The organism is Streptomyces sp. NPDC007905 (assembly GCF_042959345.1).
Classification (GTDB): Bacteria; Actinomycetota; Actinomycetes; order Streptomycetales; family Streptomycetaceae; genus Streptomyces.
This window is the reverse complement of the sequence record NZ_JBIBKS010000011.1, coordinates 1-25,122: the sequence shown is the minus strand read 5'-3', so window position 1 is coordinate 25,122 and position 25,122 is coordinate 1. Positions and strand designations below refer to the sequence as shown.

Sequence of the window (25,122 nt, the reverse complement as noted above, 5' to 3'; positions counted from 1 at the left end):
ATGTCGACGCTCACCGAGGCGCCCCCGCCCCTCGCACCCGCCGAGCCGGCGAAGCAGCCCCCGCGCAAGCGCGGCCGGTTCACGCCCTACTGGCTGCTGCTGCCCGGCATCCTCTGGCTGGTCATCTTCTTCGCGCTGCCGATGATCTACCAGGCCTCCACGTCCGTGCAGACGGGCTCCCTGGAGGAGGGCTACAAGGTCACCTGGCACTTCGCGACCTACTGGGACGCGCTGTCCGCGTACTGGCCCCAGTTCCTGCGCTCGGTCCTCTACGCGGCCGCCGCGACCGTACTGTGCCTGCTGCTCGGCTACCCGCTGGCCTACCTGATCGCCTTCCGCGCGGGCCGCTGGCGCAATCTGATCATGATCCTGGTGATCGCGCCGTTCTTCACCAGCTTCCTGATCCGCACCCTGGCCTGGAAGACGATCCTCGCCGACAACGGTCCGGTCGTGCACATCCTGAACTCGCTGCACATCCTGAACCTCACCGACTGGCTCGGCTGGACGGCCGGCGACCGGGTCCTCGCCACACCGCTCGCCGTGGTGTGCGGACTGACGTACAACTTCCTGCCCTTCATGATCCTTCCGCTGTACACCTCGCTGGAGCGGATCGACGGCCGGCTGCACGAGGCGGCCGGCGACCTTTACGCCAAGCCGTGGACCACCTTCCGCAAGGTGACCTTCCCGCTGTCGATGCCGGGCGTGGTCTCGGGCACGCTGCTCACCTTCATCCCGGCAGCCGGTGACTACGTCAACGCCGAACTCCTCGGCTCCACCGACACCCGCATGATCGGAAACGTCATCCAGACACAGTTCCTGCGGATTCTGGACTATCCGACGGCCGCCGCACTCTCCTTCATCCTCATGGCCGCGATCCTGGCCATGGTCACGATCTACATCCGCCGGTCCGGGACGGAGGATCTGGTCTAAATGCCCTTCGTCAACTGGCTCAAGCGTCATCTCGTCGTCATCGCCGGGCTGCTGACCCTCGGTTATCTGCTGCTGCCGAACGTCATCGTCACGGTGTTCTCCTTCAACAAGCCGAAGGGACGCTTCAACTACGAGTGGCAGCAGTTCTCGACGGCCGCCTGGAAGGACCCCTGCGGGGTCGCGGACATGTGCGGTTCGCTGTCGATCAGCCTCCAGATCGCCGTCTGGGCGACGGTCGGCGCCACGCTCCTCGGCACGATGATCGCCTTCGCGCTGGTGCGCTACCGCTTCCGCGCACGATCCGCCGTGAACTCGCTGATCTTCCTGCCGATGGCCATGCCCGAGGTCGTCATGGCGGCCTCGCTGCTCACCCTGTTCCTCAACATGGGCGCCCAGCTGGGCTTCTACACGATCCTGATCGCGCACATCATGTTCTGCCTCAGCTTCGTGGTCGTCGCGGTGAAGGCGCGCGTGATGTCGATGGACCCGCGCCTGGAGGAGGCCGCCCGGGACCTGTACGCCGGCCCGGCGCAGACCTTCCTGAGGGTCACCCTGCCGATCGCGGCACCCGGAATCGCCGCGGGCGCGCTGCTTTCGTTCGCGCTCTCCTTCGACGATTTCATCATCACCAATTTCAACGCGGGCTCGACCGTCACCTTCCCCATGTTCGTGTGGGGTTCGGCGCAGCGCGGAACACCCGTCCAGATCAACGTCATCGGTACGGCCATGTTCCTGGTCGCCGTGCTGCTCGTCCTGGTCTCGATGCTCATCACCAACCGTCGTAACAGCCAAAAGGCGTAATCGCTCTGTAGGGAGTTGGAATCATGGCCCCAAGCGCCATGAGTCGTGGCAAAGACAACTGGATCGCCTCTCTTTCCGAAGCCCAGCCGGTCCCGTACTGGCTGGAAGACCCCGGCAAGCCCCACCCCGAACCCGCCCTCACCGGCACCGAGACCTGCGACCTGCTCGTCGTCGGCGGCGGCTACAGCGGACTGTGGACCGCGCTCAACGCGAAAGAGCGTGATCCGCAGCGGGACGTGGTCCTGCTGGAAGGCCGTGAGGTGGGCTGGGCCGCCTCCGGCCGCAACGGCGGCTTCTGCGCCGCCTCCCTCACGCACGGCCTGCCCAACGGCCTCACCCGCTGGCCGGACGAGATCCACAAGCTCCAGGCGCTGGGGATGCGCAACCTCGACGAGATCGAGGCCGCGATCGTCCAACACGACATCGACTGCGACTTCGAGCGCACCGGCGAGATCGATGTCGCCACCGAGACCTACCAGGCCCGGGAGCTGCGCGACTGGCACCGGGAGATGGAGGAGAAGGGACTTGCGGAGGGCATCGAGTTCCTCGACGCCGACGCCGTGCGCGAGCAGGTCCGTTCGCCCACCTTCGAGGCGGGCCTGTGGGACCGCCGGGGCGTGGCCATGCTGCACCCGGCCAAGCTGGCCTGGGGGCTGAAGCAGGCGTGCGTCAGGCTGGGCGTGCGCGTGTACGAGCACACGCCCGCCCTGACCCTGAAGCAGTACGGCGCCGGCATGGCGGTACGCACTCCGTACGGCTCGGTCCGGGCCCGCCGGGTCGCGCTCGGTACGAACATCTTCCCGAGCCTGCTGCGGCGCGTGCGCTCGTACACCGTCCCGGTCTACGACTACGCGCTGATGACCGAGCCGCTGAGCGCCGGCCGGCTGGCGTCGATCGGCTGGAAGAACCGCCAGGGCCTCGGGGACTCGGCGAACCAGTTCCACTACTTCCGGCTGTCCGCCGACAACCGGATCCTGTGGGGCGGCTACGACGCGATCTACCCCTACGGCGGCCGGGTGCGCGCGGAGTACGACGACCGGCCGGAGACGTACGCCAAGCTCGCCGGGCACTTCTTCACCTGCTTTCCGCAGCTGGAGGGTGTCCGCTTCACCCACGCCTGGGGCGGCGCGATCGACACCTGCTCCCGGTTCTCGGCGTTCTTCGGCACCGCCCACCAGGGGAAGGTGGCGTACGCGGCGGGCTACACCGGCCTGGGGGTGGGCGCGACGCGCTTCGGCGCCGACGTGATGCTGGACCTGCTGGACGGGGAGCGCACCGAGCGGACGGAGCTGGAGATGGTGCGCAGGAAGCCGCTGCCGTTCCCGCCGGAGCCCTTCACCTGGACGGGTATCGCCCTGACCAAATGGTCCCTGGCCCGTGCGGATGCGCAGGGCGGGCGGCGCAATCTGTGGCTGCGGACGATGGACCGGCTGGGGCTGGGCTTCGACAGCTGACCTCGTCCCGAGCAAAGGCCCCGGGCATCGACCTGGGCCTTTGCGACCAACGGCAGGCCCCCGGCTGACGATGCCGCCCCTGCCGGTGGCCGACCCGGGTAGGGCGTGACCCGGTTCACTCAAAAGAACAGCGGAACCCGGCGTAATGCCGGCCGCAAGGCCTCCCTCTCCCTCGTGACGCGAACCGCGTCCACGAGCGAACGGGAGGCCTTCTCATGACTGGGGCGAAGACGGTGGTCGAATGGCCGGCATCCGTCGCACCGGACCCCGAGGCCTGCCGCTGGGAATGGGAGCGCAGCCCCTGGGCGTCGCGCTGCTCCCCGCCGGCAAGGCCTGGGACGTGCTGATGCTGCCGGGTGGCCTCGGATACGCCACGCTCGACGTGCTCACCCGGACCCTCGACCAACCCGGCCCGGTACTGGCCGACTTCGGCGACGACCGGGTCGGGTTCTTCGTGCCGCCGGGCACCGCGGCCAGCCGGCTCGGCACCGGCATCCGTACCGCAGGACCCGGCACCTGGATCGTCGTGCCGTACCCGGGCCGGGCGACCCGGGGCGTGCGCCGGCTGATCCCGCCGGACGGCTCGGGCACGCTGACCGACCCGGCGCTGCCGGAGCTCGCGATGCACGAGGCGGCGGCGGGGCCGGCGAGGGGCAGGGGCGGTGAGGGGGAGCGACGAGAGACCTTGACAACAGGATTGGTCTGGACCAAGTTGAGTGCGCTCCACCCCTCCAACTCCCCCGACACCGGAGGCCCTTGTGGATCGCGTCCGACCCGTGCGCAGCGCCAGACGCCCCAGATCCGTGCTCGCCCTGCTCACGGCCGCGCTGCTGGCCGTACCCGGCATCACCGCGCTCTCGTCGGCCGCCCGTGCGGCCGATGCGGACCTCGCCCGGAACGGCGGCTTCGAATCCGCCCTCGACGGCTGGACCTGCACGGCCGGCAGCGCGGTCAACTCGCCCGTGCACAGCGGAAGTCACGCGCTGCAGGCAACCCCGGCCGGCAGCGACAACGCCCAGTGCGCGCAGACGGTGACCGTCCAGCCGAACGCGCAGTACACCCTGTCCGGCTACGTCCACGGCTCCTACGTCTACCTCGGCGCGAACGGCACCGGCACCACCGATGTCTCCACCTGGACCCAGTCCGCCCCCGACTGGCAGAAGCTGGTCACCACCTTCACCACCGGCGCGGCCACGACGAAGGTGACCATCTACACGCACGGCTGGTACGGCACCGGCGCCTACTACGCCGACGACATCTCCCTGGTCGGCCCGGGCGCGAGCACCGGGCAGCCGCCCGCGGCGCCCACCGGCCTCAAGACCGGCCCGATCACCTCGTCCTCCGTGGCGCTGTCCTGGCCGGCGGTGACGGGCGCCACCGGTTACGCGGTCTACCGCGACGGGGTCAAAGTCCAGACGGCGAGCGCCACGTCGGCCACCGTCGGTGGACTGGCGCCCTCGACGGCGTACAGCTTCCAGGTCACCGCGAGCAACGACGCCGGCGAGTCCGCCAGGTCGGCCGCGGTGACCGCGACCACCGCGGCCGGCTCCGGCGGCGGCTCGACCGGTCTGCCCACCCACGCCCTGGTCGGCTACCTCCACGCCACCTTCGCCAACGGCTCCGGCTACACCCGCCTCGCCGACGTACCCGACAGCTGGGACGTCATCGACCTCGCCTTCGGCGAGCCCACCTCGGCCACCTCCGGGGACATCCGCTTCAACCGCTGCCCGGTCACCGAGTGCCCGAACGTCGAGAGTGACGCCGACTTCAAGGCGGCCGTCAAGGCCAAGCAGGCGGCCGGCAAGAAGGTGCTGATCTCGATCGGCGGCCAGAACGGCCAGGTCCAGCTGACGACCACGGCCGCACGGGACACCTTCGTCGCCTCCGTCTCGAAGATCATCGACGACTACGGCCTGGACGGCCTCGACATCGACTTCGAGGGCCACTCACTGTCCCTGAACGCGAACGACACGGACTTCAAGAACCCCACCACGCCCGTGATCGTCAACCTCATCTCGGCCCTGAAGACCCTGAAGGCCAGGTACGGCTCGAAGTTCGTGCTGACGATGGCACCGGAGACCTTCTTCGTGCAGAACGGCCACCAGTTCTACGGCACCGGCAAGTGGGGCGGTCAGGACCCGCGCTGCGGGGCGTACCTCCCGGTCATCCACGCCCTGCGGGACGACCTGACCCTGCTGCACGTCCAGGACTACAACTCGGGCCCGATCATGGGCCTGGACAACCAGTACCACTCCATGGGCGGTGCCGACTTCCACATCGCCATGACCGACATGCTGCTCACCGGCTTCCCGGTCGCGGGCGACGCGAACAGCGTCTTCCCGCCGCTGCGCCCGGACCAGGTGGCGATCGGCATGCCCGCGTCGACGAACGCGGGCAACGGCTACGTGTCCCCGTCCGAGGTCACCAAGACCCTGGACTGCCTCACGAAGAAGACGAACTGCGGCTCGTACGCGACTCACGGAACCTGGCCCGCTCTGCGGGGTCTGATGACCTGGTCGGTGAACTGGGACCGGTACGCGAACTGGGAGTTCGAGAAGAATTTCGACGCCTACTTCGGCTGAGCACGAGGGACAGGGCGGTCAGCAGCACCGTGCACAGGCACCAGCTGGCCACCACGTCCAGCGGCCAGTGCCAGCCATGGCGGACCAGGCCGTAGGACACCCCGAGGACGAGGGCCACGCAGCCGCCGACGAGGGCCCGGCGGGCGGCGGGGGAGCGCAGCCCCGGCAGGAGGAGCAGGGTGGCGGAGCCGTACGCGATCGCCGCCGTCGCCGTATGGCCGGAGGGAAAATAGCCGACCCCCGGGGGCACCACAGGGGTCCCCGGGCGGGCGGTCCAGTCCTTCAGCGGTACGACGATCGCCGGGACCAGCGCCATCAGCACGGCGGCGGCGACGGGCGGCAGCCACCACAGGTTGGTACCGGCCGTACGGCCACGCCGGGCGGAGCAGGCCAGGGCGACGACGAGCACCGGCACGGCGACCTGGATGTCGCCCAGGTCGGAGAGGAGCTCGGAGAACCGGTCCGGGTGGACCAGCGCGTGGCTGAGCCGGGCGTCCAGACCCAACAGCGGGCCGTGGCTGACGACCTGCCAGGTGATCAGGGCGAGGAGGAGGGCCGGGACGAGGCCCAGGAGAAGGCCCGGCAGCAGGTGTTTGAGGCGCGGATCCGGTGAGGTCGACACGGGGCCCAGCTTCGCAGGTCCGGCCGGAAGGAGCGGGCAGGCGAAGGAAGACGAAGAGACGCCGACGGGACGCCGACGAGGCGCCCACGAGAAGCCGAAGAGAAGGAGGTCGGCCGCCCCGGAACAGGGGGGGTGGTTCCGGGGCGGCCGTCCGGATCGGAACGTCGCTCGCCCCGGGGGGTTTGGGGCGGCGACCGTCCGATCGGTGAGGAGATCCCGGAGCCGTCAGGCCCCGGTTGTGTGCGCGAGGGCACGACCAGGTCGAAGCTGGGGAGGCCCCGGCCTGCAGTCGCCCACAGTCCCCTGTGGGCGGGGTGTATCTCTCATCTGGGTAGAACCTACGACAGCCGGAGGCGCTTGGGCAGACGCAAACGCGTCCCGCCATCCACCCCGCACACCTTCTTCACACGGCTGCCGCAGGCGTCCTTCACAGGTGCGAACCATTCGCTCAGATGCGCGAGAAGGCCTGCTCGATGATGTCGAGACCCTCGTTGAGCAGGTCCTCGCCGATGACCAGCGGGGGCAGGAAGCGCAGCACGTTGCCGTAGGTGCCGCAGGTAAGGACCAGCAGGCCCTCCTGGTGGCAGGCCTTGGCGAGGGCGGCGGTGGCCTCCGGGTTCGGCTCCTTGGTGGCGCGGTCCTTGACCAGCTCGACGGCGATCATGGCGCCGCGGCCGCGGACGTCACCGATGATGTCGAACTTCTCGGCCATGGCACCGAGGCGGGACTTCATGATCGCCTCGATGTTCTTCGCCTTGGCGTTGAGGTCCAGCTCCTTCATGGTCTCGATGGCACCGAGCGCGCCGGCGCAGGCGACCGGGTTGCCGCCGTAGGTGCCGCCGAGGCCGCCCGCGTGCGCGGCGTCCATGATCTCGGCGCGGCCGGTGACGGCGGACAGCGGCAGACCGCCGGCGATGCCCTTGGCGGTGGTGATCAGGTCCGGGACGATCCCCTCGTCCTCGCAGGCGAACCACTGGCCGGTGCGGCAGAAGCCGGACTGGATCTCGTCGGCGACGAAGACGATGCCGTTGTCCTTGGCGAACTGGCTGATCGCCGGCAGGAAGCCCTTGGCCGGCTCGATGAAGCCGCCCTCGCCGAGCACCGGCTCGATGATGATCGCGGCGACGTTGTCCGGGCCGATCTGCTTGGTGATCTGGTCGATGGCCTGCTTGGCGGCCTCGGGGCCCGCGTTCTGCGGGCCGGTCGGCCAGCGGTAGGCGTAGGCGACCGGGACGCGGTAGACCTCGGGGGCGAACGGACCGAAGCCGTGCTTGTACGGCATGTTCTTCGCGGTCAGCGCCATGGTGAGGTTCGTACGGCCGTGGTAGCCGTGGTCGAACACGACGACCGCCTGGCGCTTGGTGTACACACGCGCGATCTTGACGGCGTTCTCGACGGCCTCGGCGCCGGAGTTGAACAGCGCGGACTTCTTGGCGTGGTCGCCCGGGGTGAGCTCGGCGAGGGCCTCGGCGACCTCCACGTAGCCCTCGTACGGGGTGACCATGAAACAGGTGTGGGTGAAGTCGGCCAGCTGGGCGCTCGCACGGCGTACGACGGCCTCGGCGGAGGCGCCGACGGAGGTCACGGCGATGCCGGAACCGAAGTCGATGAGCCGGTTGCCGTCGACGTCCTCGATGATGCCGCCGCCCGCGCGCGTGGTGAAGACGGGCAGCACCGAGCCCACGCCCTGCGCGACCACGGCGGTACGGCGGGCCTGCAGCTCCTGCGACTTCGGACCGGGGATGGCGGTGACGACGCGGCGCTCCTGCGGAAGAGCGGTCATGAGGGCTCCCTGAAGATCTTGCGTACCGGGTGTTCCCGGGCGAGGCGTTTCCGGACGGTGCGTTTTTCGGACGCTTGTCTCTTTCTTCGCAGGTTAGGGCCGAGAACGGAGGCGGGGCATGCTCCATGTGGGCGTTGTCGGGAGGATGCGTTGTCCGTCGTGGACATAGCACGCGGTGACGGGTGCGGCCGGTCGCGCCGTCCTCTCGGCCGCGTAAGCGGTGAACTCCCTTTCTCGGGGCGTTAGATTGGCTCGCTGACGGTGGATGGAACGGCTGGTCAGGGGGCAACGGCGATGGACAGCGACGGGACGCGGGACGTGCGCGGTACGCATGCGAATCCTGTGCCGCGCCCGGCGGTGCCCCGGGAGGGTGCCGCCGTGCCGCCGATGCCCGCGACGCCGCCCGGGGCGCCGCCCAGGCCGGACGGCTCGGCCTACCTGGCCTGGCTGCGGGCGCCCCGGCCCGAGGCGGCGCCGGGCGTATGGCGGTTCGGGTACCGGCCCCGGCCCCAGCAGGAGCCCGAGCTGATCCCGGCCCGGCAGCTGCTGAGCGGCGCGGTGATCGCGTTCCTCGTGGGCTGGCTGGTGTGGTCCCTGCTGTGGAACGGCTACCTCGGCGGCTGGTGGGTGCTGCCGCTGGAGCTGTTCACCCCGGACTCCTGGCGCCAGGGCAACGACCGCGTCGGCAACGCCGTCCTCTGGTACTCGTACTACACCCTCATCGCCGTCGCGATCATGCTCGTCGTCGGGCGTCTCGGCCGCTGGGGCGAGGTCTGGCGCCGTTACGGTCCGCCCGCCTGGCGGCCCGCCGCGCCCGCCGCCGAACCGCCCCCCGCGCCGGAGCAGGACCCCGCCGAGTGGCCCCAGCTGCGGCGGGCCGGCGCCCATGAGGCCGCCGAACGGCTGGCCGCCGAGGCGAAGGCCGGACTCATGCGGGACGTGGACCACGCGAGGATCAGCCGGGCCTGGCAGGGCGTGCGGTCGGGCACGCACAGCCTCGCCTCCTTCACCGGCGCCGTGCTGAAGGACGGCTCGGCCGCCTGTCTGCATCCCTCGGGCGAGCGCGACCTGCCCGCCCGGCACGCCCGCCACGACCTGCTCACCGGCCAGGTGCGGCTCGGCACCACCGCCGACGACCCCCGCAACCCGTACCACTACCGCGGCGCCGGACTCGCCCTCGGCCCCGAGCTGCTCGGCACCTCACTCCTCGCCGTCGGCCCGGCCGGGTCCGGGAAGACCGGCGCGGTCATCCGGCCGCTCGCCGAGTCGCTGTGCCTGCACGCCCTCGCCGGACGAGCCGCCGTGGTGGTCGTCGGCGCGGCGGGCGCGCTCGGCCCGGCCGAGTCGTACGACGTCGTCGTACGGATCGGGCATCCCGAATCCGTCTACGACCTTGATCTGTACGGCGGCACCACCGACCCGGACGAGGCCGCCGCCATACTCGCCGAGGCCCTCGTCGGCGACCTCGCCGACCCGCACCCCGGCGGCGACAGCCGTCGCTCCACCACGGTTCTCGCCCAGCTGCTCGGCCCCTTCCGCGCCGTCCACGACCGCTTCCCGTCCGTCCCCGAACTGCGGCAGCTCCTCGACGGCACGCCGGGCCCGCTGGCCGCACTGCGCAAGGCGCTGACGGACACCGGGCAGGAGGCACTGCTCAGGGAACTCGACGCGCGGGAGCGGCAGATGGCCCACCCGGGTGATGTCGGCGCGGTGCTCGCCGACCGCGTCGCGCTGCTCGACCGGCCCGCCTTCGCCGCCTTCTTCGACACCTCCGGCCAGTCCCGGCCGTTCTCGCTCAAGGCCCTGGACCACCCGGTGCGTGTCCGCGTCGACCTGCCCCAGCGCGGGCACGCCGACGCCTCCCGGATCCTCGCCCGGCTGGTCCTCGCTCAGTTCACGGCCAGTGTGACGGTACGGGAGGACCGCTCGCTGTTCGCGTGCCTGCTGCTGGACGACGCCTCGGGTGTGGTCACCCCGGAGGCCGTGCGCGGGATCCAGCGGCTGCGGTCCGCGAACGCCGGTGCCGTTCTGACGCTGCGCACCCTGGACGACGCACCCCGGCCGCTGCGCGGACCGCTGCTCGGCGCCACCGGATGCCGGATGGCGCTGTCCGGGCTCACCCCCTGGGACGGGCAGGACTTCGCGGAGGTGTGGGGCAAGGAGTGGACCGAGACCCGGGACGTCACCGACCGGCAGATCATCGCCGAGACCCCGGCCGGCAAGGCCGTGCACATGCTGCGCCGGGTCATCACCGGACAGGCGCCCACCGCCCGGGCCGTCACCGTTCGCCAGGTCGAGCGCGAGCGCTGGTCGGCCTCCGAGCTGGCACACGGGGTGCCGCCGGGGCATGCGGTGCTGTCACTGACCACCGTGCAGGGTGAGCACGCCCCGCCGCTGCTGGTGGATCTGCGCGGCTGATGCGGCCGTGGAGGCCGCTGCGGCGAAGGAGGCCGCTGCGGCCAGGGAGGCCGATGCGGGCCAATGCAGCCATGGAGGTACGGCCATGGGGCCAGCGGGCGACCGTACGGTGAGGCAGAATCGGCATAGGCCGTTCATACGCAGCGGCCAAAAGATCACCCAGAACTGAAGGCCCGATGCCCCCGACTCTCGCCTCGCTCGTCCACCACTCCGCGCTCAAGCTGATCGTGCGCGCGGGCGAGGACCGTCTCGACGTGCCCGTCCGCTGGGCGCACGTGAGCGAGCTGGCCGACCCCGTGCCCTACATGGAGGGCGGCGAGCTGCTGCTGATCACCGCGCTCAAGCTGGACGCGGAGGATCCGGATGCCATGCGGCGCTATGTGAAGCGGCTGGCCGGGGCGGGGGTCGTCGGGCTGGGGTTCGCCGTCGGGGTCAACTACGAGGAGATCCCCCGGGCCCTCGTCGACGCCGCGGCCGAGGAGGGGCTTCCGCTGCTGGAGGTGCCCCGCCGTACGCCCTTCCTCGCCATCAGCAAGGCCGTCTCCGCCGCGATCGCCGCCGACCAGTACCGGGCCGTCACGGCGGGCTTCGCCGCCCAGCGCGAGCTGACCAAACAGACCCTGAACGCCGGACCCGAGGGGCTGCTCACCGCACTCGCCGCGCAGGTCGACGGGTGGGCGGCCCTCTACGACGCCTCGGGTGCCGTCGTCGCCACCGCACCAGAGTGGGCCGGCCGCCGGGCCGCCCGGCTCACCGCCGACGTCGAACGACTGCGGGAGCGGCCCGCGCCCGCCTCCTCGGTGGTCGGCGGACCCGACAACGAGGACCGCGTGGAGCTGCACTCCCTGGGGACGGGCCGGCGCCCGCGCGCCGCGCTCGCCGTCGGCACCGCCGCCGCCCTCGGCACCGCCGAGCGGTACGCCGTCCACTCCGCGATCGCCCTGCTCACCCTCACCACCGAACGCTCCCGTTCCCTGCACGCGGCCGAACAACGCATCGGCGCGGCCGTGCTGCGCATGCTGCTCGCCGGTGAGCCGGACCACGCCCGGGCCGTCGCCGGGGACCTGTACGGCGGGCTGCTCGACGCGCCCTTCCGGATGATCGTCGCCGAGTCGGTGTCGGGCGGTGACCCGTTGGGCGCGCTCACGGAGACGGTCGAGTCCGCCGCCGCTCGCTCCGGTGAGGCGGTGCTGGTCGTGCCGGAGGGGGAGCGGCTGGTGATGCTGGCCACGGACGGGGGCGCGGCGGTGGCCGCGTGTGCCGCGCACGCGGCCGGGCTGGAGTCGGCGCGTGCCGTGCCGGAGCAGGGGACGGAGGAGGAGGACGAGCTGGTCGTCGGCCTGTCCGCACCGGCCGGGCCGATCGCCGCGGCCGCGGCCTACAAACAGGCCGAGCAGGCGTTGTCGGTGGCTCGGCGGCGGGGGCGGGTGTTCGTGGAGCACGAGCAGCTGGCCGCGGGGTCGGTGCTGCCGTTGCTGGCCGACGACGCGGTGAAGGCGTTCGCCGACAGCCTGCTGCGGGCGCTGCACGAGCACGATGCGACGGGGCGCGGGGACCTGGTCGCCTCGCTGCGGGCATGGCTGTCCCGGCACGGGCAGTGGGACGCGGCCGCGGCGGACCTGGGCGTGCACCGGCACACACTGCGGTACCGGATGCGGAGGGTCGAGGAGATTCTGGGCCGCAGCCTGGACGATCCCGACGTCCGGATGGAGCTGTGGCTGGCCTTGAAGGCCACGTCGTCGGAGTGACAGGCGCCAGGGACTCCGCCCCCTGGCCCCGGGCTCATGCCCACCCACTCCCGCCTCGGCCGGCCGAGAAGTGGCCCACCACGCCAAACCGGCGCATCCCTCACCCCCACCAGTACGACCCGGACAAGCGCCCCTGGCCCACCCCCGGCCTACCGTGGACCACGAACAGAAAGAACACCTCCAACGCGGAAGGGCCGGGACTCGCACATGACTTCCAACCACGCCTTCTGGCTCGCCGGCCGCCAGGTCACCGGCGAGGACAGCTTCGACGTCACCTCCCCGTGGGACGGCCGGCTCGTCGGCAAGGTCAGCATGCCGACCGACGCCCAGGTCGAGGAGGCCGTGGCCGCCGCGTACGCCGTGCGGGACGAGTTCGCCGCCACCCCGGCGCACGTCCGCGCAGCCGCCCTCGACCACGTCAGCAAGCGTCTGGCCGAGCGCACCGAGGAGATCGCCCAGCTGATCTCCGCCGAGAACGGCAAGCCGATCAAGTGGGCCCGGGGCGAGGTCGGCCGTGCCCTCTCCGTGTTCCGTTTCGCGGCCGAGGAGGCCCGCCGCTTCAATGGCGGCGAGGCCCAGCGCCTCGACACCGACGCCGGCGGCCAGGGCCGTCTGGCGCTGACCCGTCGCTTCCCGAAGGGCGTCGTCCTCGGCATCGCGCCGTTCAACTTCCCGCTGAACCTGTGCGCCCACAAGGTCGCCCCGGCCATCGCCGCCGGCGCGCCGATCATCCTCAAGCCGGCCCCGGCCACCCCGCTCTCCGGCCTCATCCTCGGTGACCTGCTCGCCGAGACCGAGCTGCCCGCCGGCTCCTGGTCGATCCTCCCGGTCTCCAACGACCGCATGCCCGCCCTGGTCCAGGACGAGCGCCTGCCGGTGATTTCCTTCACCGGCTCCGAGACGGTCGGCTACGCGATCATGGACTCGGTGCCGCGCAAGCACTGCACCCTGGAGCTGGGCGGCAACGGCGCGGCCGTCGTGCTCGCCGACTTCGCCAGCGACGCGGACCTCGACTGGGCAGCGAACCGCATCGCGACCTTCTCCAACTACCAGGGCGGCCAGTCCTGCATCTCGGTGCAGCGCGTGATCGCCGACGCCTCCGTCTACGACCGTCTGCTCCCGCGCATCGTGGCGGCGGTCGAGGCCCAGGTCACCGGCGACCCCTCCGACGACAAGACCGAGGTCGGCCCGCTGGTCAGCGAGGACGCCGCGAAGCGCGTCGAGTCGTGGGTGGACGAGGCCGTTTCGGCGGGGGCGAAGCTCCTCACCGGCGGCAAGCGTGACGGCGCGTCCTACGCGCCGACCGTCCTGACCGAGGTGCCGGCCGACACGACGATCTCCTGCGAGGAGGTCTTCGGTCCCGTCCTCACCGTGCAGAAGGTGGACGGCGAGGACGAGGCGTTCGCCGCGGTCAACGACTCCAAGTACGGCCTCCAGGCGGGTGTGTTCACCCACGACCTCCAGGTCGCCTTCCGTGCCCACCGCGCCCTCGAGGTCGGCGGTGTCGTCATTGGTGACGTTCCGTCCTACCGCGCCGACCAGATGCCGTACGGCGGCGCCAAGCAGTCCGGTGTGGGCCGCGAGGGCGTGAAGTTCGCGATGGACGACTACACATACGAGCGCGTGCTGGTTCTCACCGGCCTCGCGCTCTGACCTGCCACGGACAGGTCAGCGGGACTGACCTGGCACGGACAGGTCGGACAGAACGGTCGCAGCCCACTGTGCGGGGGCTGCGGCCGTTTCTGCCACCAGGGCACTGACCTGCATTCGAGGGACGTCAGAATGGCCGGTTTCCCAACCCTTGCGGGAGTGCGCGGAGGACATCGACAAGTACCGCCGGCTCCGACACGGATGCTCACGCCTGGCCGACGCCGGCAGCGGTGTTCCTCTGCTCCGGGCTGTCCGGCACGGACGCCGCGGCGTCAGCCACTCCGTGGGTGAACCACCATGGAAGTGCCCGTATGCACGGGCGGTCCCCGGAAAGTCCCGATCAACACTCTCGCATTTCTCAGAAATCGCCGGGGACCTGGCCGGTGCCCGACAGGTGTTCCGAGGAACCCTGTCGCGGTTGACCGGTCCTATTCACGACGATTGCGCCGGTTTACGGCATAGTCAAGAGAGTCGGCCCCATCACTCAGCGGAGGTCGGCTGCGCGGGGAGTTCGAACCGCAGCAGGGCTCCGGCCTGCTGCGTGCGCAGTTCCGTCTCCGTGTCCACGTGCCGCACCTCGCCCCCGTCGTCGATGACGGTCCCGGCCAGTTCATCGATCACGTCGGGCACCTCGCGCAGCGGCTCCCCGCAGAGCGGGCAGGTTTTCCCTGAGCGCGTCAGCAGCCCGTCCCGGTCGCAGACGAGGCCCGGTACGACGGCCTGCCCGTCCACCGCCAGCGTCCGGACCGCGGCTACGGACGCCGCCCACAGCGTCTCGTCCAGCCCGACGGCGGCGGGCCTGCCGACAGCCTTGGCCTCGAGGATCTCGCCGACCAGCCGCCGCTGCTCCTTCCCGGCGTGGTCGGCGACGAGCTCCCGCACCTTCTGCCGGATGTCCTCGGACGTCGCGGTCTCCCGGTCGAGGGTGAAGGTCCCGGCGAGGCGGTGCGTCAGCTCACGCGGCAGGAAGTCGACGAAGACCGACACCTCGTGCGCCTGACCGCCGACGGCGAGCAGGTCATAGCCCCCGCTCGCGAACAGTCGCTTGAGCTCGCCGACCAGCCGCCGGTAGTGCTTCTTGCTCAGCTCGTCCGCCTTGTTGCGGACGCGGGGCTCGGCGTACGCGTCGGAGTAGGCGTGTTTGCGCTGCACGCGGTCACGGATCACCTCGAGCTCGCGGACCTCGTCGAGGTAGTACTCCCAGACCTGGCCCACGCTCTTGTCGCCGACGACGGCGCAGGTGCGGTAGTACTCGTCGAGCACACCCAGGAGGGGCCGGACATAGGGATCGGCGTCCACCACGATGTTCTCGCGCGTCCCGCGGGGCAGCCACACCTGTTCGTAGACGTCGTGGCCGGCGCAGGAGAAGACCGCGACGGTCCCCGGCCGGAGGGGCTCTTCCTTCAGTGTCTTCTCGATCCTCGCGATGTCCTCGCGGAGCGAGAGCCGCACGGCGTGCTCGGCCGACGCGTCCTCCGCGAGCGGCTGGATGCGGTTCATCAGGCTCGTTACGCGGCTGTCGAATTCTCGGCGGTCGGGCCTGCCGGGGTTCACCGGGACGTACAGGGACACCAATGGGAGTCCGTTGCCTCTCAGCCGCAGGATTCGCTCGATCTGCTCTTGCGTGATCATCGCCGCTCCTCGCCGCTCCATGAGCCTCGTCGCCCGATGGGCCTCGGCCCCTCGTTCCAGCTAACGAGGTGGGCGGGGCGGCGGCAACCGCAGCGCGACGGCCGTGGGCGGACCCCGGGAAGCACGCCCCACGACGGCGACCGAAAGCATCCCCGTGGCGATCGTGATCAATGCGTCGTGGTGGCATGGTCATGAGGCGGAGCGGCGCGATCACGCACGCGGCGGGCCATATGGCCTGAACGGCTCGTACGGCGGGGCATCAACTCCGTATGCGCGAACGCGGCCCGGCTGTGGCCACCGATGGCGACTGGGCGAGAGTGGTTCCTGGCCAATCCGGTCCACCTGTTCAAGACCGGGGTGCGCTACGGGGAACTTACGGGTCGAGCCGGTCACGCAGTCGTGTTCCCGTGCCGTGATCCCACGGGGAACAAGGAGCCGCCCTCGATCGGGCGCCGGGTGGGCTGAGACGGGCCCGTTCAGGCTGAGGCGGGAAGCGGGAGCGCAGGTCACAGCGACGTGCGAGGTCAGGCAAGCTGGGCCAGTCCCACTGTGCTGGGGCTGCGGCCGTTCACCTTTCCAGGTGAATGACGTGGGCTGGTAAAGGATTCGGCATCGACAGGTCAATAGTCTTGTTCTGTGCATGACTCACTCGATGGGATGCGTGTCGACCACTACGTCCGACTGCGGACCACTCAGGGGAATTCATGCACATAGCCCGTACCGGGCGCGGCGTCGCGGCTTCCACCGCCGCCACCGCCGCCCTCGTCGCCGCCGCCCTGGCGACCACCGCGCAGGCCGGTGTCATCACCGCCGCGCCCGCCGCCGTACCGCACACCAAGGCGGTTCCGGCCATCGCCGGCCACACGCTGGTCCACGGGGTGGCGAGCCCGCTCTCCAGCGAGCAGTGCCAGGCCAAGTGGCACATCGCCTGTTACAACCCGCTCCAGTACCGCACCGCGTACAACCTCAACGCGCTGTACCGGCAGGGCATCACGGGCAAGGGACGCACCATCGTCATCGTCGACTCGTTCGGCTCCCCGACCGTCCAGCACGACCTCGACGTCTACAGCAGGCAGTTCGGCCTGCCCAGCACCAAGGTCAAGGTGGTCAAGTGGGGTCACGTCCCCGCTTTCGACCCCAAGAACTCCGACATGACCGGCTGGGCCGGCGAGACCACGCTGGACGTCGAGATGGCCCACGCCGTGGCCCCCGCCGCCAGGATCGTGCTGGTGGAGACGGCGGTCTCCGAGACCGAGGGCACCACTGGTCTCCCGGAGATGATGAGCGCCGAGAAGCACCTGATCGACCACGGGGTCGGCGACGTCATCAGCCAGAGCTTCGGCGCCACCGAGAACACGTTCCCCGGCTTCGGCAGGGGCGACTTCTCCAGCATCAAGAAGCTGCGGTACGCCTTCCAGGCCGCGAACCGGAAGCACGTGACCGTCCTCGCCTCCTCCGGTGACGGCGGCGCCACGGACCTGAAGGCGGACGGCAAGACCTACTACAAGAAGCGCGTCAACTCCTGGCCGTCCTCGGACCCGCTGGTCACCTCCATCGGCGGCACTCAGCTCCACCTGAACGACAAGGGCGAGCGCCTCAAGCCGGACAGCGTCTACAACGACTACGGCGCCGGTGGCGGCGGCCAGTCCCACGTCTTCTCCCGCCCGGCCTTCCAGAACGGCGTGAAGGGCGTCGTGGGCGCCCGCCGCGGCACCCCGGACGTGTCGATGGCGGCCGCGGTCAACGGCGGTGCCTGGATCTACTCCAGCTTCGACCCGACGGCCACGGGCTGGGACGTGACCGGCGGCACCAGCGAGGCCAGCCCGCTCTTCTCGGGCATCGTCGCCCTCGCCGACCAGGCGGCCGGCCACCGACTGGGCAACCTCAACGCGGCGCTGTACAGCCTCTCGAAGCACCGGAACACCGGCATCGTCGACGTCAACGACGGCACGAACAACAGCTACGAAGGCGTCAACGGCTACAAGGCCGTCAAGGGCTACGACATGGCCACCGGCGTGGGCACGGTCAACGCTCTGCGCTTTGTGACCACGCTCGCCCGGGAGAGCCACGGCGGCTGAGGGCGCGCTGCTCCACCAGGGCCTCGCCCCTGAGCCACCTGTGCGACGACGGCCCGGGTTTCGCACCCGGGCCGTCCGTTCGTCCGCCCGGCAAAAACCATGGCCGAGGCCGTGGGTGTACCGCCGCGGAAGTTGAGAAGCTGCGGGCTTCCCCGGCCTGGGGACTGTCCTGACCTGGTCGGACACCTTGCTGTACCCCGCTCGGTCTCGCGGGCGCGTGGCACCGTTATGGTCGGATCGCAGCGGCCGCGTTCACCAGCGGCCCACCACATCCGCCACTGGCCCCTGAGCTGATACCGTCCAGTAACTGTCGGGGGCGGTCAGCGCGCGCGGCGACAGCGGCGCCCTGCTCGGCGAGCGACTGGTCGGCACAGCCGCCAGTTCCTCTCGCTCGAAGCCCCGCACCACACTCCGGAACGATCACGCGTCCGCTGCCCCCAGTCATCGAGCTGGATGTCGGGTGGGTGTACAAGGGCAACAACGGCTCCAACGACGTCTTCTCCTTCGTCCGCAGCTCCAACTCCGGTTCCGGCACGGTCGACATCCTGCCGATCCTGAAGTGGATCAAGGACACCAAAGGCTGGTTCGGCAACGTGACCATCGATGACCTCCAGTTCGGCTTCGAGATCACGTCCACGTCCGGTGGTCTGGGCTTCTCCGTCAACAGCGAAACCGTCAACAGCAGTTGATCGAGTGGGTCCCTGCGGTTACATGGGGGGCATGCCAACGACCACCCCTCTGCGCCGTATCCTGACCACGGTCACCGCGACCGCGGCCGTCGTGCTCACCGCGACGGGCCCCGCGGTCGCGGTTCCGGTTGTCGGTCCCCCGACCGCACAGACCGCGGTGTCCGGTCCCACTACGACATCCGTCCTCGGCCCGGCCGCCCTGCACCCGGTCGTCGAACTCTCCGCCGAGCGGCTGGCCACCGCCGACCTGGTCGCCGCCGCGAAGTGGGGCACCGAAAGCCCCATCGACGACCCCGTCCGTGAGCAGCAGGTCCTCGACTCCGTGGCCGCGCAGGCCGAGCAACTCGGCGTCGACCCGGACGAGGTCCGGCTGATCTTCCGGGACCAGATCGAGGCCAACAAGACCGTGCAGCGGGCCCTGTTCCGGCGGTGGACCGATCACCCTGAGCAGGCGCCCGCCACCCGGCCGGACCTGAGCGTGGTCCGGAAGGAGATCAACCGCGTCAACGCGGCCCTCGTCCAGACCCTCGCCGGCACGGCGGCGGACCGTGAGGCACCCGTCTGCCTGCCGGAGCTCGTCCTCGCCGTCGTCCACGTCCACCACGAGAAGGACCTCGACCCCCTGCACACCACAGCGCTGGCCCGGTCGCTGCGGTCGGTCTGCGGAAGCTGAACAAGTGGCGAGGGCCCGGAGCCGCAACGGCACCGGGCCCTCGCCCTGGTCACTCGGCCACCGGCAACCGGGCCCCGTACCGCAGCAGCGGGATGCGGTCCAGCGGCGCGTCCACCGTCACCGCCGCACCGCCCTTGTACGTCGCCCCCGTCCACGCGTCCTCCACCTCACGCCCGCCGGCAGGTACGTCGTACGGACCGTGGCGCCCGCGGTCGGATCCGGGGCGACCAGCGCGTCGCGGCCGAAGAGGCGGGCGTCGTCGACGGGCCAGGCCGTCTGGTTCGTCGGGGAACTCCAGGAACAGCGGGCGCATCGCCGGCAGGCGCTCCTCGTGGGCCTCCCGCATGACGTTCAGGATGTACGTTCTGAGGCGCTCGCGCAGGAGCAGGTGCCTCGCCAGGGTGCCGTCCGCAGTCCTCGCCAGGATGCCGCCGGTCTCCTCGCCGTACGACCACACCTCGTGGCGCCGCCGGTCATCTCCGGGCCCAGCGGCGTCCCCCGGGTCGCGGAAGCCGTACAGGCGCATCAGCGGGGACAGCGCGCCGAACTGGAACCAGCGGATCATGACCTCGCGGTACGCCAGGTCATCCGGGTCGCCACCGTGGAAGTCGCCGATGCGGGTGCTCCATCAGGGGATGCCGGAGAGGGTGGGAGAGTGGGTGTCCAAGGCTGTCGAAGGCTTCGACATGTTGCCGAAGCGCTTCTACATGTTCCCTGAGCCCGCCAGGCGTGCCGCGAGCCGCCGGGCAACGCCCAGTGTGTCCCCGCTTCCACCGATCGGACCGCGAGGGGTGGTGGGGTCGGCCCGTTTCGGGTACCAACGATCCAGTAGCACCGGTCGGTAATGACCGGCCCCCATCGTCCCTCTTCGCGGCGAGGTGAGCCTCAATGTCCGCCACCACCACCCCACGCACCACCGTCACCGAGCGCGAGGCGCGCCAGGTGGCGGAGGCCGCCCGGGAGCAGGACTGGCGCAAGCCCAGCTTCGCCAAGGAACTGTTCCTCGGCCGCTTCCGGCTCGACCTCATCCACCCCCATCCGCTCCCGGACGCCGAGAGCGTGCGCCGCGGCGAGGAGTTCCTCGCCAAGCTGCGCGCCTTCTGCGAGACGACGATCGACTCCGCCCGCATCGAGCGCGAGGCCCGCATCCCCGACGAGGTCGTCGCGGGCCTGAAGGAACTCGGCGCCCTCGGCATGAAGATCGACCCCAAGTACGGCGGTCTCGGCCTCACACAGCTGTACTACAACAAAGCCCTCGCCCTGGTCGGCTCCGCGAGCCCCGCGGTCGGCGCCCTGCTCTCCGCCCACCAGTCGATCGGCGTACCGCAGCCGCTGAAGATGTTCGGCACCCAGGAGCAGAAGGACGCCTTCCTGCCCCGCTGCGCCCGCACCGACATCTCCGCTTTCCTGCTCACCGAGCCGGACGTCGGCTCCGACCCGGCCCGTCTCGCGACGACCGCCGTCCCGGACGGCGACGACTACGTACTCGACGGGGTGAAACTGTGGACCACCAACGGGGTGGTCGCCGACCTGCTCGTCGTGATGGCGCGCGTGCCGAAGTCCGACGGGCACAAGGGCGGCATCACCGCCTTCGTGGTGGAGGCCGGCTCCGAGGGCATCACCGTGGAGAACCGCAACGCCTTCATGGGCCTGCGCGGCATCGAGAACGGCGTCACTCGCTTCCATCAGGTGCGCGTCCCGGCCGCCAACCGGATCGGTCCCGAGGGCGCGGGCCTGAAGATCGCGCTCACCACCCTCAACACCGGCCGGCTGTCGCTGCCCGCGATGTGCGCCGGCGCCGGCAAGTGGTGCCTGAAGATCGCCCGGGAGTGGGCGGCGGAGCGGGAGCAGTGGGGCAAGCCGGTCGCGCTGCACGAGGCCGTCGGTGCCAAGATCAGCTTCATCGCGGCCACCACCTTCGCGCTGGAGGCCGTCCTCGACCTGTCCTCGCAGATGGCCGACGAGGACCGCAACGACATCCGCATCGAGGCCGCCCTCGCGAAGCTCTACGGCTCCGAGATGGCCTGGCTGATGGCCGACGAACTGGTCCAGATCCGCGGCGGTCGCGGCTACGAGACGGCCGAGTCCCTGAAGGCGCGCGGCGAACGGTCCGTCCCGGCCGAGCAGATCCTGCGCGACCTGCGCATCAACCGCATCTTCGAGGGCTCGACGGAGATCATGCACCTCCTCATCGCCCGCGAGGCGGTCGACGCCCACCTCTCCGTCGCAGGTGACCTCATCGACCCCGACAAGTCCCTGTCGGACAAGGCGAAGGCGGGCGCGAACGCGGGCCTCTTCTACGCCAAGTGGTTGCCGAAGCTGGTCGCAGGACCCGGCCAACTGCCCTCCTCGTACAACGAGTTCAAGCGCGAGATCGACCTCTCGGGCCATCTGCGCTACGTCGAGCGGCACGCCCGCAAGCTGGCCCGCTCCACCTTCTACGCCATGTCCCGCTGGCAGGGCCGGATGGAGACCAAGCAGGGCTTCCTGGGCCGGGTCGTGGACATCGGCGCCGAGCTGTTCGCGATGAGTGCGGCCTGTGTGCGCGCCGAGCGGCTGCGCGGCGAGGGCGAGCACGGCCGCGAGGCCTACCAGCTCGCCGACGCCTTCTGCCGCCAGGCCCGCATCCGTGTCGAGGAACTCTTCAACCGGCTGTGGACCAACACCGACGACCTCGACCGCAAGGTGGTCAAGGGAGTGCTCGGCGGGGCCTACGCGTGGCTGGAGGAAGGGATCGTCGACCCCTCGGGCGAGGGCCCGTGGATCGCGGACGCGGCCCCGGGCCCCAGCGAGCGTGAGAACGCCCGCCGGCCCTTTGGGAGCTAGGTCGACCACTCCTGGGGGGTGTCTTCCGGACCCTGCCGGCGACGCGGGATCCGCGATCCGGAGGACACCCCCAGGATGTCGTGCGTGAACTCCTTCGGGGCCGGCCGTCGCTCGGCCCGGCTGGAGGGTCATCACGCGATCACGCGATCTTCACCTGGACTTCACTGCGGGAAAACCGCTCCATCCGGCGACGAAAGCCGTCAACGCACCCGCCCGAGGGATGCGCTGTCCTGACGGCCGCGGCTTGCGGCCACAATGGGAGGATGACCGACAGTCCCGCCAGTCCGGCACCCCTCGCCGACCCGCACCTCGTGTACGACCCCCTCGCGGGAGACGGCCCGAAGGACGTGGTGATCCTCGGCTCCACCGGGTCCATCGGAACCCAGGCCATCGACCTCGTGCTGCGCAACCCCGACCGCTTCCGGGTCACCGCCCTGTCCGCGAACGGCGGCCGCACGGCCCTGCTCGCCGAGCAGGCGCACCGGCTGCGGGTGCGGACCGTGGCGGTCGCCCGCGAGGACGCCGTACCGGTCCTGCGCGAGGCACTGACCGAGCGGTACGGCGCCGGGGAGCCGCTCCCCGAGATCCTCGCCGGCCCGGACGCGGCCACCCAGGTCGCCGCCGCTGATTCCTCGGAGTGCCACACCGTTCTCAACGGCATCACTGGATCCATCGGCCTCGCGCCCACCCTCGCCGCCCTGGAGGCCGGCCGTACCCTCGCACTCGCCAACAAGGAGTCGCTGATCGTCGGCGGTCCGCTGGTCAAGGCGGTCGCCAAGCCCGGGCAGATCATCCCGGTCGACTCCGAGCACGCCGCGCTCTTCCAGGCCCTCGCCGCCGGCACCCGCGCCGACGTGCGCAAGCTGGTCGTGACCGCCTCCGGCGGCCCCTTCCGCGGCCGCACCAAGGCGGAGCTGGCGCACGTCACCGTCGAGGACGCCCTCGCCCACCCCACCTGGGCCATGGGCCCGGTGATCACGATCAACTCGGCGACCCTCGTCAACAAGGGCCTGGAAGTCATCGAGGCACACCTGCTCTACGACATTCCCTTCGACCGCATTGAGGTCGTCGTGCATCCCCAGTCGTATGTTCACTCGATGGTCGAGTTCACCGACGGATCCACGATCGCCCAGGCGACGCCCCCCGACATGCGCGGGCCCATCGCCATCGGTCTGGGCTGGCCCGAACGCGTCCCGGACGCCGCGCCCGCCTTCGACTGGAGCAAGGCCTCCACCTGGGAGTTCCTCCCGCTGGACAACGAGGCCTTCCCCTCGGTGAACCTCGCCCGGCACGTGGGGCAGCTCGCGGGGACCGCCCCGGCAGTGTTCAATGCCGCCAACGAGGAATGCGTCGAGGCCTTCCGCACCGGCGCACTGCCCTTCAACGGCATCATGGAGACCGTCACCCGGGTGGTCGAGGAGCACGGCACCCCGGTCACGGGAACCTCACTCACCGTGTCGGACGTCCTCGAAGCGGAGACCTGGGCGCGGGCCCGGGCGCGCGAACTGACAGACCGGACCGCGGAGGCGCGTGCATGACGACCTTGATGTTCATCCTCGGCATAGTGGTCTTCGGGGTGGGCCTGCTCGTCTCGATCGCGTGGCACGAGCTGGGGCACCTGTCCACGGCCAAGCTCTTCGGCATCCGCGTCCCGCAGTACATGGTCGGCTTCGGCCCGACCATTTGGTCGCGCCGGAAGGGCGACACCGAGTACGGCATCAAGGCCATCCCGCTCGGCGGCTACATCCGCATGATCGGCATGTTCCCGCCCGACGACGCCGGCCGGATCTCCGCCCGCTCCACCTCGCCGTGGCGCGGAATGATCGAGGACGCCCGCTCGGCGGCCTTCGAGGAACTCCAGCCGGGTGACGAGACGCGCATGTTCTACACGCGCAAACCGTGGAAGCGGGTCATCGTCATGTTCGCGGGCCCGTTCATGAACCTGGTGCTCGCGATCGCCCTGTTCCTCACCGTGCTGATGGGCTTCGGCATCCAGCAGCAGACCACGACCGTCGCCTCGGTCTCGCCCTGCGTCATCGCGCAGAGCGAGCACCGCGACAGCTGCAAGAAGTCCGACCCCGCGTCCCCGGCGGCGGCCGCCGGCATGAAGAACGGCGACAGGATCGTCTCCTTCGACGGCAGGCCGACCAAGGACTGGAACACGCTGTCCGACCTCATCCGCGACAGCGCGGGCAGGACCGTGACAGTCGTGGTGGAGCGGGGCGGCCGGGATCTGACCCTGCACGCGAAGATCGCCACCAACCAGGTCGCCAAGAAGGACTCCAGCGGCACCTACGTCCAGGGCCAGTACGTCAAGGCCGGCTTCCTCGGCTTCAGCGCCGCCACCGGCGTCGTCCAGCAGGGCTTCGGCGACTCCGTGACCTGGATGACCGACCGGGTCGGCGACGCCGTCGACTCGCTCGTCGCCCTGCCCGGCAAGATTCCGGCCCTGTGGGACGCGGCCTTCGGCAACGGCCCGCGACAGCCGGACTCCCCGATGGGCATCGTCGGCGCGGCCCGCGTCACCGGCGAGATCGCCACGCTGGACATCCCGGCCTCCCAGCAGCTGGCCATGTTCGTGTTCGTGCTCGCCGGCTTCAACCTCTCCCTGTTCCTGTTCAACATGCTCCCGTTGCTCCCGCTCGACGGCGGGCACATCGCGGGCGCCCTGTGGGAGTCGCTGAGGCGGAACGTGGCCCGGGTGCTGCGCCGACCGGACCCCGGCCCGTTCGACGTGGCCAAGCTGATGCCGGTGGCGTACGTGGTGGCCGGGATCTTCGTCTGCTTCACCGTCCTCGTACTGATCGCGGACGTGGTCAACCCGGTGAAAATCTCCTAGCCACCCGGCCTTCACGGCGTCCCGGAACCATGGAGGACCCCCGCTCGCGCGCAGCCGAGAGCGGGGGAGTTCCAGGCCTCCTTCCATCGGGTGGGTTTGCCGGATGGGATGTGCCGGCGCCGGGGCCGGTGCCGTAATCTCGAAGCCTGGAGCCCGCCGATTACGGGACCGGACCTTGATCCACGACTTGGGGTTGCACAGCAGATGACTGCGATTTCTCTCGGCATGCCGTCCGTTCCGACCAAGCTCGCCGAGCGCCGGAAGAGCCGGCAGATCCAGGTCGGATCCGTGGCGGTCGGCGGAGACGCGCCCGTCTCGGTGCAGTCGATGACCACGACCCGTACGTCCGACGTCGGCGCCACCCTGCAGCAGATCGCCGAGCTGACCGCGTCCGGCT

15 protein-coding genes and 6 pseudogenes are annotated in these 25,122 nt (G+C 70.5%); 15 read left to right on the top strand and 6 right to left on the bottom strand.

Annotation, left to right across the window (positions count from 1 at the left end; all coding sequences use genetic code 11):
- The 5 genes and pseudogenes from ACFZDC_RS20500 to ACFZDC_RS20480 all read left to right on the top strand — a co-directional run bounded on the left by ACFZDC_RS20500 (position 1) and on the right by ACFZDC_RS20480 (position 5,767).
- Positions 1-930, top strand: a complete 930-nt coding sequence (locus tag ACFZDC_RS20500) for an ABC transporter permease subunit (protein WP_391325698.1) — start codon at positions 1-3, stop codon at positions 928-930.
- The gene (locus tag ACFZDC_RS20495) at positions 931-1,731 is read left to right on the top strand and encodes an ABC transporter permease subunit (protein WP_391325696.1); all 801 of its coding nucleotides are present in this window, start codon (positions 931-933) and stop codon (positions 1,729-1,731) included.
- 23 nt (positions 1,732-1,754) lie between these two features.
- Positions 1,755-3,185 (top strand): FAD-dependent oxidoreductase, encoded by a 1,431-nt coding sequence (locus tag ACFZDC_RS20490; RefSeq protein ID WP_391325694.1) that lies wholly within the window; start codon positions 1,755-1,757, stop codon positions 3,183-3,185.
- Between the two features lie 215 nt (positions 3,186-3,400).
- Positions 3,401-3,837 (top strand): annotated as a pseudogene (locus tag ACFZDC_RS20485) (hypothetical protein); the annotation flags it as partial.
- A 124-nt stretch (positions 3,838-3,961) separates the two neighbouring features.
- A complete protein-coding gene (locus ACFZDC_RS20480) occupies positions 3,962-5,767 on the top strand; it encodes a carbohydrate binding domain-containing protein (protein WP_391325692.1) in 1,806 nt (601 codons plus the stop codon).
- Here ACFZDC_RS20480 and ACFZDC_RS20475 read toward each other — a convergent pair.
- The 3 genes and pseudogenes from ACFZDC_RS20475 to gabT form a co-directional block, all read right to left on the bottom strand.
- Positions 5,709-6,389, bottom strand: a pseudogene (locus ACFZDC_RS20475) (phosphatase PAP2 family protein); the annotation flags it as partial. The gene ACFZDC_RS20480 and the pseudogene ACFZDC_RS20475 overlap by 59 nt on opposite strands.
- Before the next feature lie 99 nt (positions 6,390-6,488).
- Positions 6,489-6,716 (bottom strand): annotated as a pseudogene (locus ACFZDC_RS20470) (phosphoesterase); the annotation flags it as partial.
- Positions 6,717-6,837: 121 nt separating this feature from the next.
- Entirely contained in the window at positions 6,838-8,172 is a 1,335-nt protein-coding gene (gene gabT / locus ACFZDC_RS20465) for a 4-aminobutyrate--2-oxoglutarate transaminase (RefSeq protein WP_391325690.1), read from the bottom strand.
- Between the two features lie 294 nt (positions 8,173-8,466).
- Here gabT and ACFZDC_RS20460 point away from each other — a divergent pair, with 294 nt between their 5' ends.
- The 3 genes from ACFZDC_RS20460 (at position 8,467) to ACFZDC_RS20450 (ending at position 13,991) form a co-directional block, all read left to right on the top strand.
- Positions 8,467-10,590 (top strand): ATP-binding protein, encoded by a 2,124-nt coding sequence (locus tag ACFZDC_RS20460; RefSeq protein WP_391325689.1) that lies wholly within the window; start codon positions 8,467-8,469, stop codon positions 10,588-10,590.
- 176 nt (positions 10,591-10,766) lie between these two features.
- On the top strand, positions 10,767-12,338 hold the full coding sequence (locus ACFZDC_RS20455; RefSeq protein WP_391325687.1) for a PucR family transcriptional regulator ligand-binding domain-containing protein: 1,572 nt from the start codon (positions 10,767-10,769) through the stop codon (positions 12,336-12,338).
- Positions 12,339-12,545: 207 nt separating this feature from the next.
- Positions 12,546-13,991: an aldehyde dehydrogenase family protein gene (locus ACFZDC_RS20450; protein WP_391325685.1), complete on the top strand. Its 1,446-nt coding sequence runs from the start codon at positions 12,546-12,548 to the stop codon at positions 13,989-13,991.
- 477 nt (positions 13,992-14,468) lie between these two features.
- Here the strand turns inward: ACFZDC_RS20450 and ACFZDC_RS20445 are convergent, their stop codons facing one another.
- Positions 14,469-15,620 carry a hypothetical protein gene (locus ACFZDC_RS20445; RefSeq protein ID WP_391325683.1) on the bottom strand — a complete coding sequence of 384 codons (1,152 nt, stop codon included), beginning with the start codon at positions 15,618-15,620 and terminating at the stop codon, positions 14,469-14,471.
- 704 nt (positions 15,621-16,324) lie between these two features.
- Between ACFZDC_RS20445 and ACFZDC_RS20440 the strand changes: the two genes are divergently transcribed.
- The 3 genes and pseudogenes from ACFZDC_RS20440 (at position 16,325) to ACFZDC_RS20430 (ending at position 19,060) form a co-directional block, all read left to right on the top strand.
- Positions 16,325-17,698, top strand: coding sequence for a S8 family serine peptidase (locus tag ACFZDC_RS20440; protein WP_391325681.1), 1,374 nt, complete (start codon positions 16,325-16,327; stop codon positions 17,696-17,698).
- A gap of 464 nt (positions 17,699-18,162) precedes the next feature.
- Positions 18,163-18,387 (top strand): annotated as a pseudogene (locus ACFZDC_RS20435) (hypothetical protein); the annotation flags it as partial.
- A gap of 31 nt (positions 18,388-18,418) precedes the next feature.
- Entirely contained in the window at positions 18,419-19,060 is a 642-nt protein-coding gene (locus ACFZDC_RS20430; protein WP_391325679.1) for a chorismate mutase, read from the top strand.
- A gap of 117 nt (positions 19,061-19,177) precedes the next feature.
- Here the strand turns inward: ACFZDC_RS20430 and ACFZDC_RS20425 are convergent.
- Positions 19,178-19,297 (bottom strand): annotated as a pseudogene (locus tag ACFZDC_RS20425) (hypothetical protein); the annotation flags it as partial.
- A 184-nt stretch (positions 19,298-19,481) separates the two neighbouring features.
- Positions 19,482-19,676 (bottom strand): annotated as a pseudogene (locus ACFZDC_RS20420) (TIM-barrel domain-containing protein); the annotation flags it as partial.
- A gap of 272 nt (positions 19,677-19,948) precedes the next feature.
- On the opposite strand from ACFZDC_RS20420, the gene ACFZDC_RS20415 reads away from it, so the two are divergent.
- The 4 genes from ACFZDC_RS20415 to ACFZDC_RS20400 all read left to right on the top strand — a co-directional run.
- Complete coding sequence (locus ACFZDC_RS20415; RefSeq protein ID WP_391325677.1) at positions 19,949-21,886, top strand: acyl-CoA dehydrogenase family protein; 1,938 nt, start codon at positions 19,949-19,951, stop codon at positions 21,884-21,886.
- Positions 21,887-22,149: 263 nt separating this feature from the next.
- Positions 22,150-23,424, top strand: a complete 1,275-nt coding sequence (gene dxr / locus ACFZDC_RS20410; RefSeq protein ID WP_391325675.1) for a 1-deoxy-D-xylulose-5-phosphate reductoisomerase — start codon at positions 22,150-22,152, stop codon at positions 23,422-23,424.
- Entirely contained in the window at positions 23,421-24,725 is a 1,305-nt protein-coding gene (locus tag ACFZDC_RS20405) for a site-2 protease family protein (protein WP_391325673.1), read from the top strand. Before dxr ends, ACFZDC_RS20405 begins: the two co-directional genes overlap by 4 nt.
- Positions 24,726-24,929: 204 nt before the next feature.
- Positions 24,930-25,122 (top strand): flavodoxin-dependent (E)-4-hydroxy-3-methylbut-2-enyl-diphosphate synthase (locus ACFZDC_RS20400; RefSeq protein WP_385512837.1); only part of this gene is annotated, 193 nt, incomplete at its 3' end.

Excerpts from the sequence above, each read along its gene's own strand:
- ACFZDC_RS20500 (WP_391325698.1), top strand. The coding sequence starts at position 1 with ATGTCGACGCTCACCGAGGCGCCCCCGCCCCTCGCACCCGCCGAGCCG.
- ACFZDC_RS20495 (WP_391325696.1), top strand. The coding sequence starts at position 931 with ATGCCCTTCGTCAACTGGCTCAAGCGTCATCTCGTCGTCATCGCCGGG.
- ACFZDC_RS20490 (WP_391325694.1), top strand. The coding sequence starts at position 1,755 with ATGGCCCCAAGCGCCATGAGTCGTGGCAAAGACAACTGGATCGCCTCT.
- gabT (WP_391325690.1), bottom strand. The coding sequence starts at position 8,172 with ATGACCGCTCTTCCGCAGGAGCGCCGCGTCGTCACCGCCATCCCCGGT.
- ACFZDC_RS20460 (WP_391325689.1), top strand. The coding sequence starts at position 8,467 with ATGGACAGCGACGGGACGCGGGACGTGCGCGGTACGCATGCGAATCCT.
- ACFZDC_RS20455 (WP_391325687.1), top strand. The coding sequence starts at position 10,767 with ATGCCCCCGACTCTCGCCTCGCTCGTCCACCACTCCGCGCTCAAGCTG.
- ACFZDC_RS20450 (WP_391325685.1), top strand. The coding sequence starts at position 12,546 with ATGACTTCCAACCACGCCTTCTGGCTCGCCGGCCGCCAGGTCACCGGC.
- ACFZDC_RS20445 (WP_391325683.1), bottom strand. The coding sequence starts at position 15,620 with ATGATCACGCAAGAGCAGATCGAGCGAATCCTGCGGCTGAGAGGCAAC.
- ACFZDC_RS20440 (WP_391325681.1), top strand. The coding sequence starts at position 16,325 with ATGCACATAGCCCGTACCGGGCGCGGCGTCGCGGCTTCCACCGCCGCC.
- ACFZDC_RS20430 (WP_391325679.1), top strand. The coding sequence starts at position 18,419 with ATGCCAACGACCACCCCTCTGCGCCGTATCCTGACCACGGTCACCGCG.
- ACFZDC_RS20415 (WP_391325677.1), top strand. The coding sequence starts at position 19,949 with ATGTCCGCCACCACCACCCCACGCACCACCGTCACCGAGCGCGAGGCG.
- dxr (WP_391325675.1), top strand. The coding sequence starts at position 22,150 with ATGACCGACAGTCCCGCCAGTCCGGCACCCCTCGCCGACCCGCACCTC.
- ACFZDC_RS20405 (WP_391325673.1), top strand. The coding sequence starts at position 23,421 with ATGACGACCTTGATGTTCATCCTCGGCATAGTGGTCTTCGGGGTGGGC.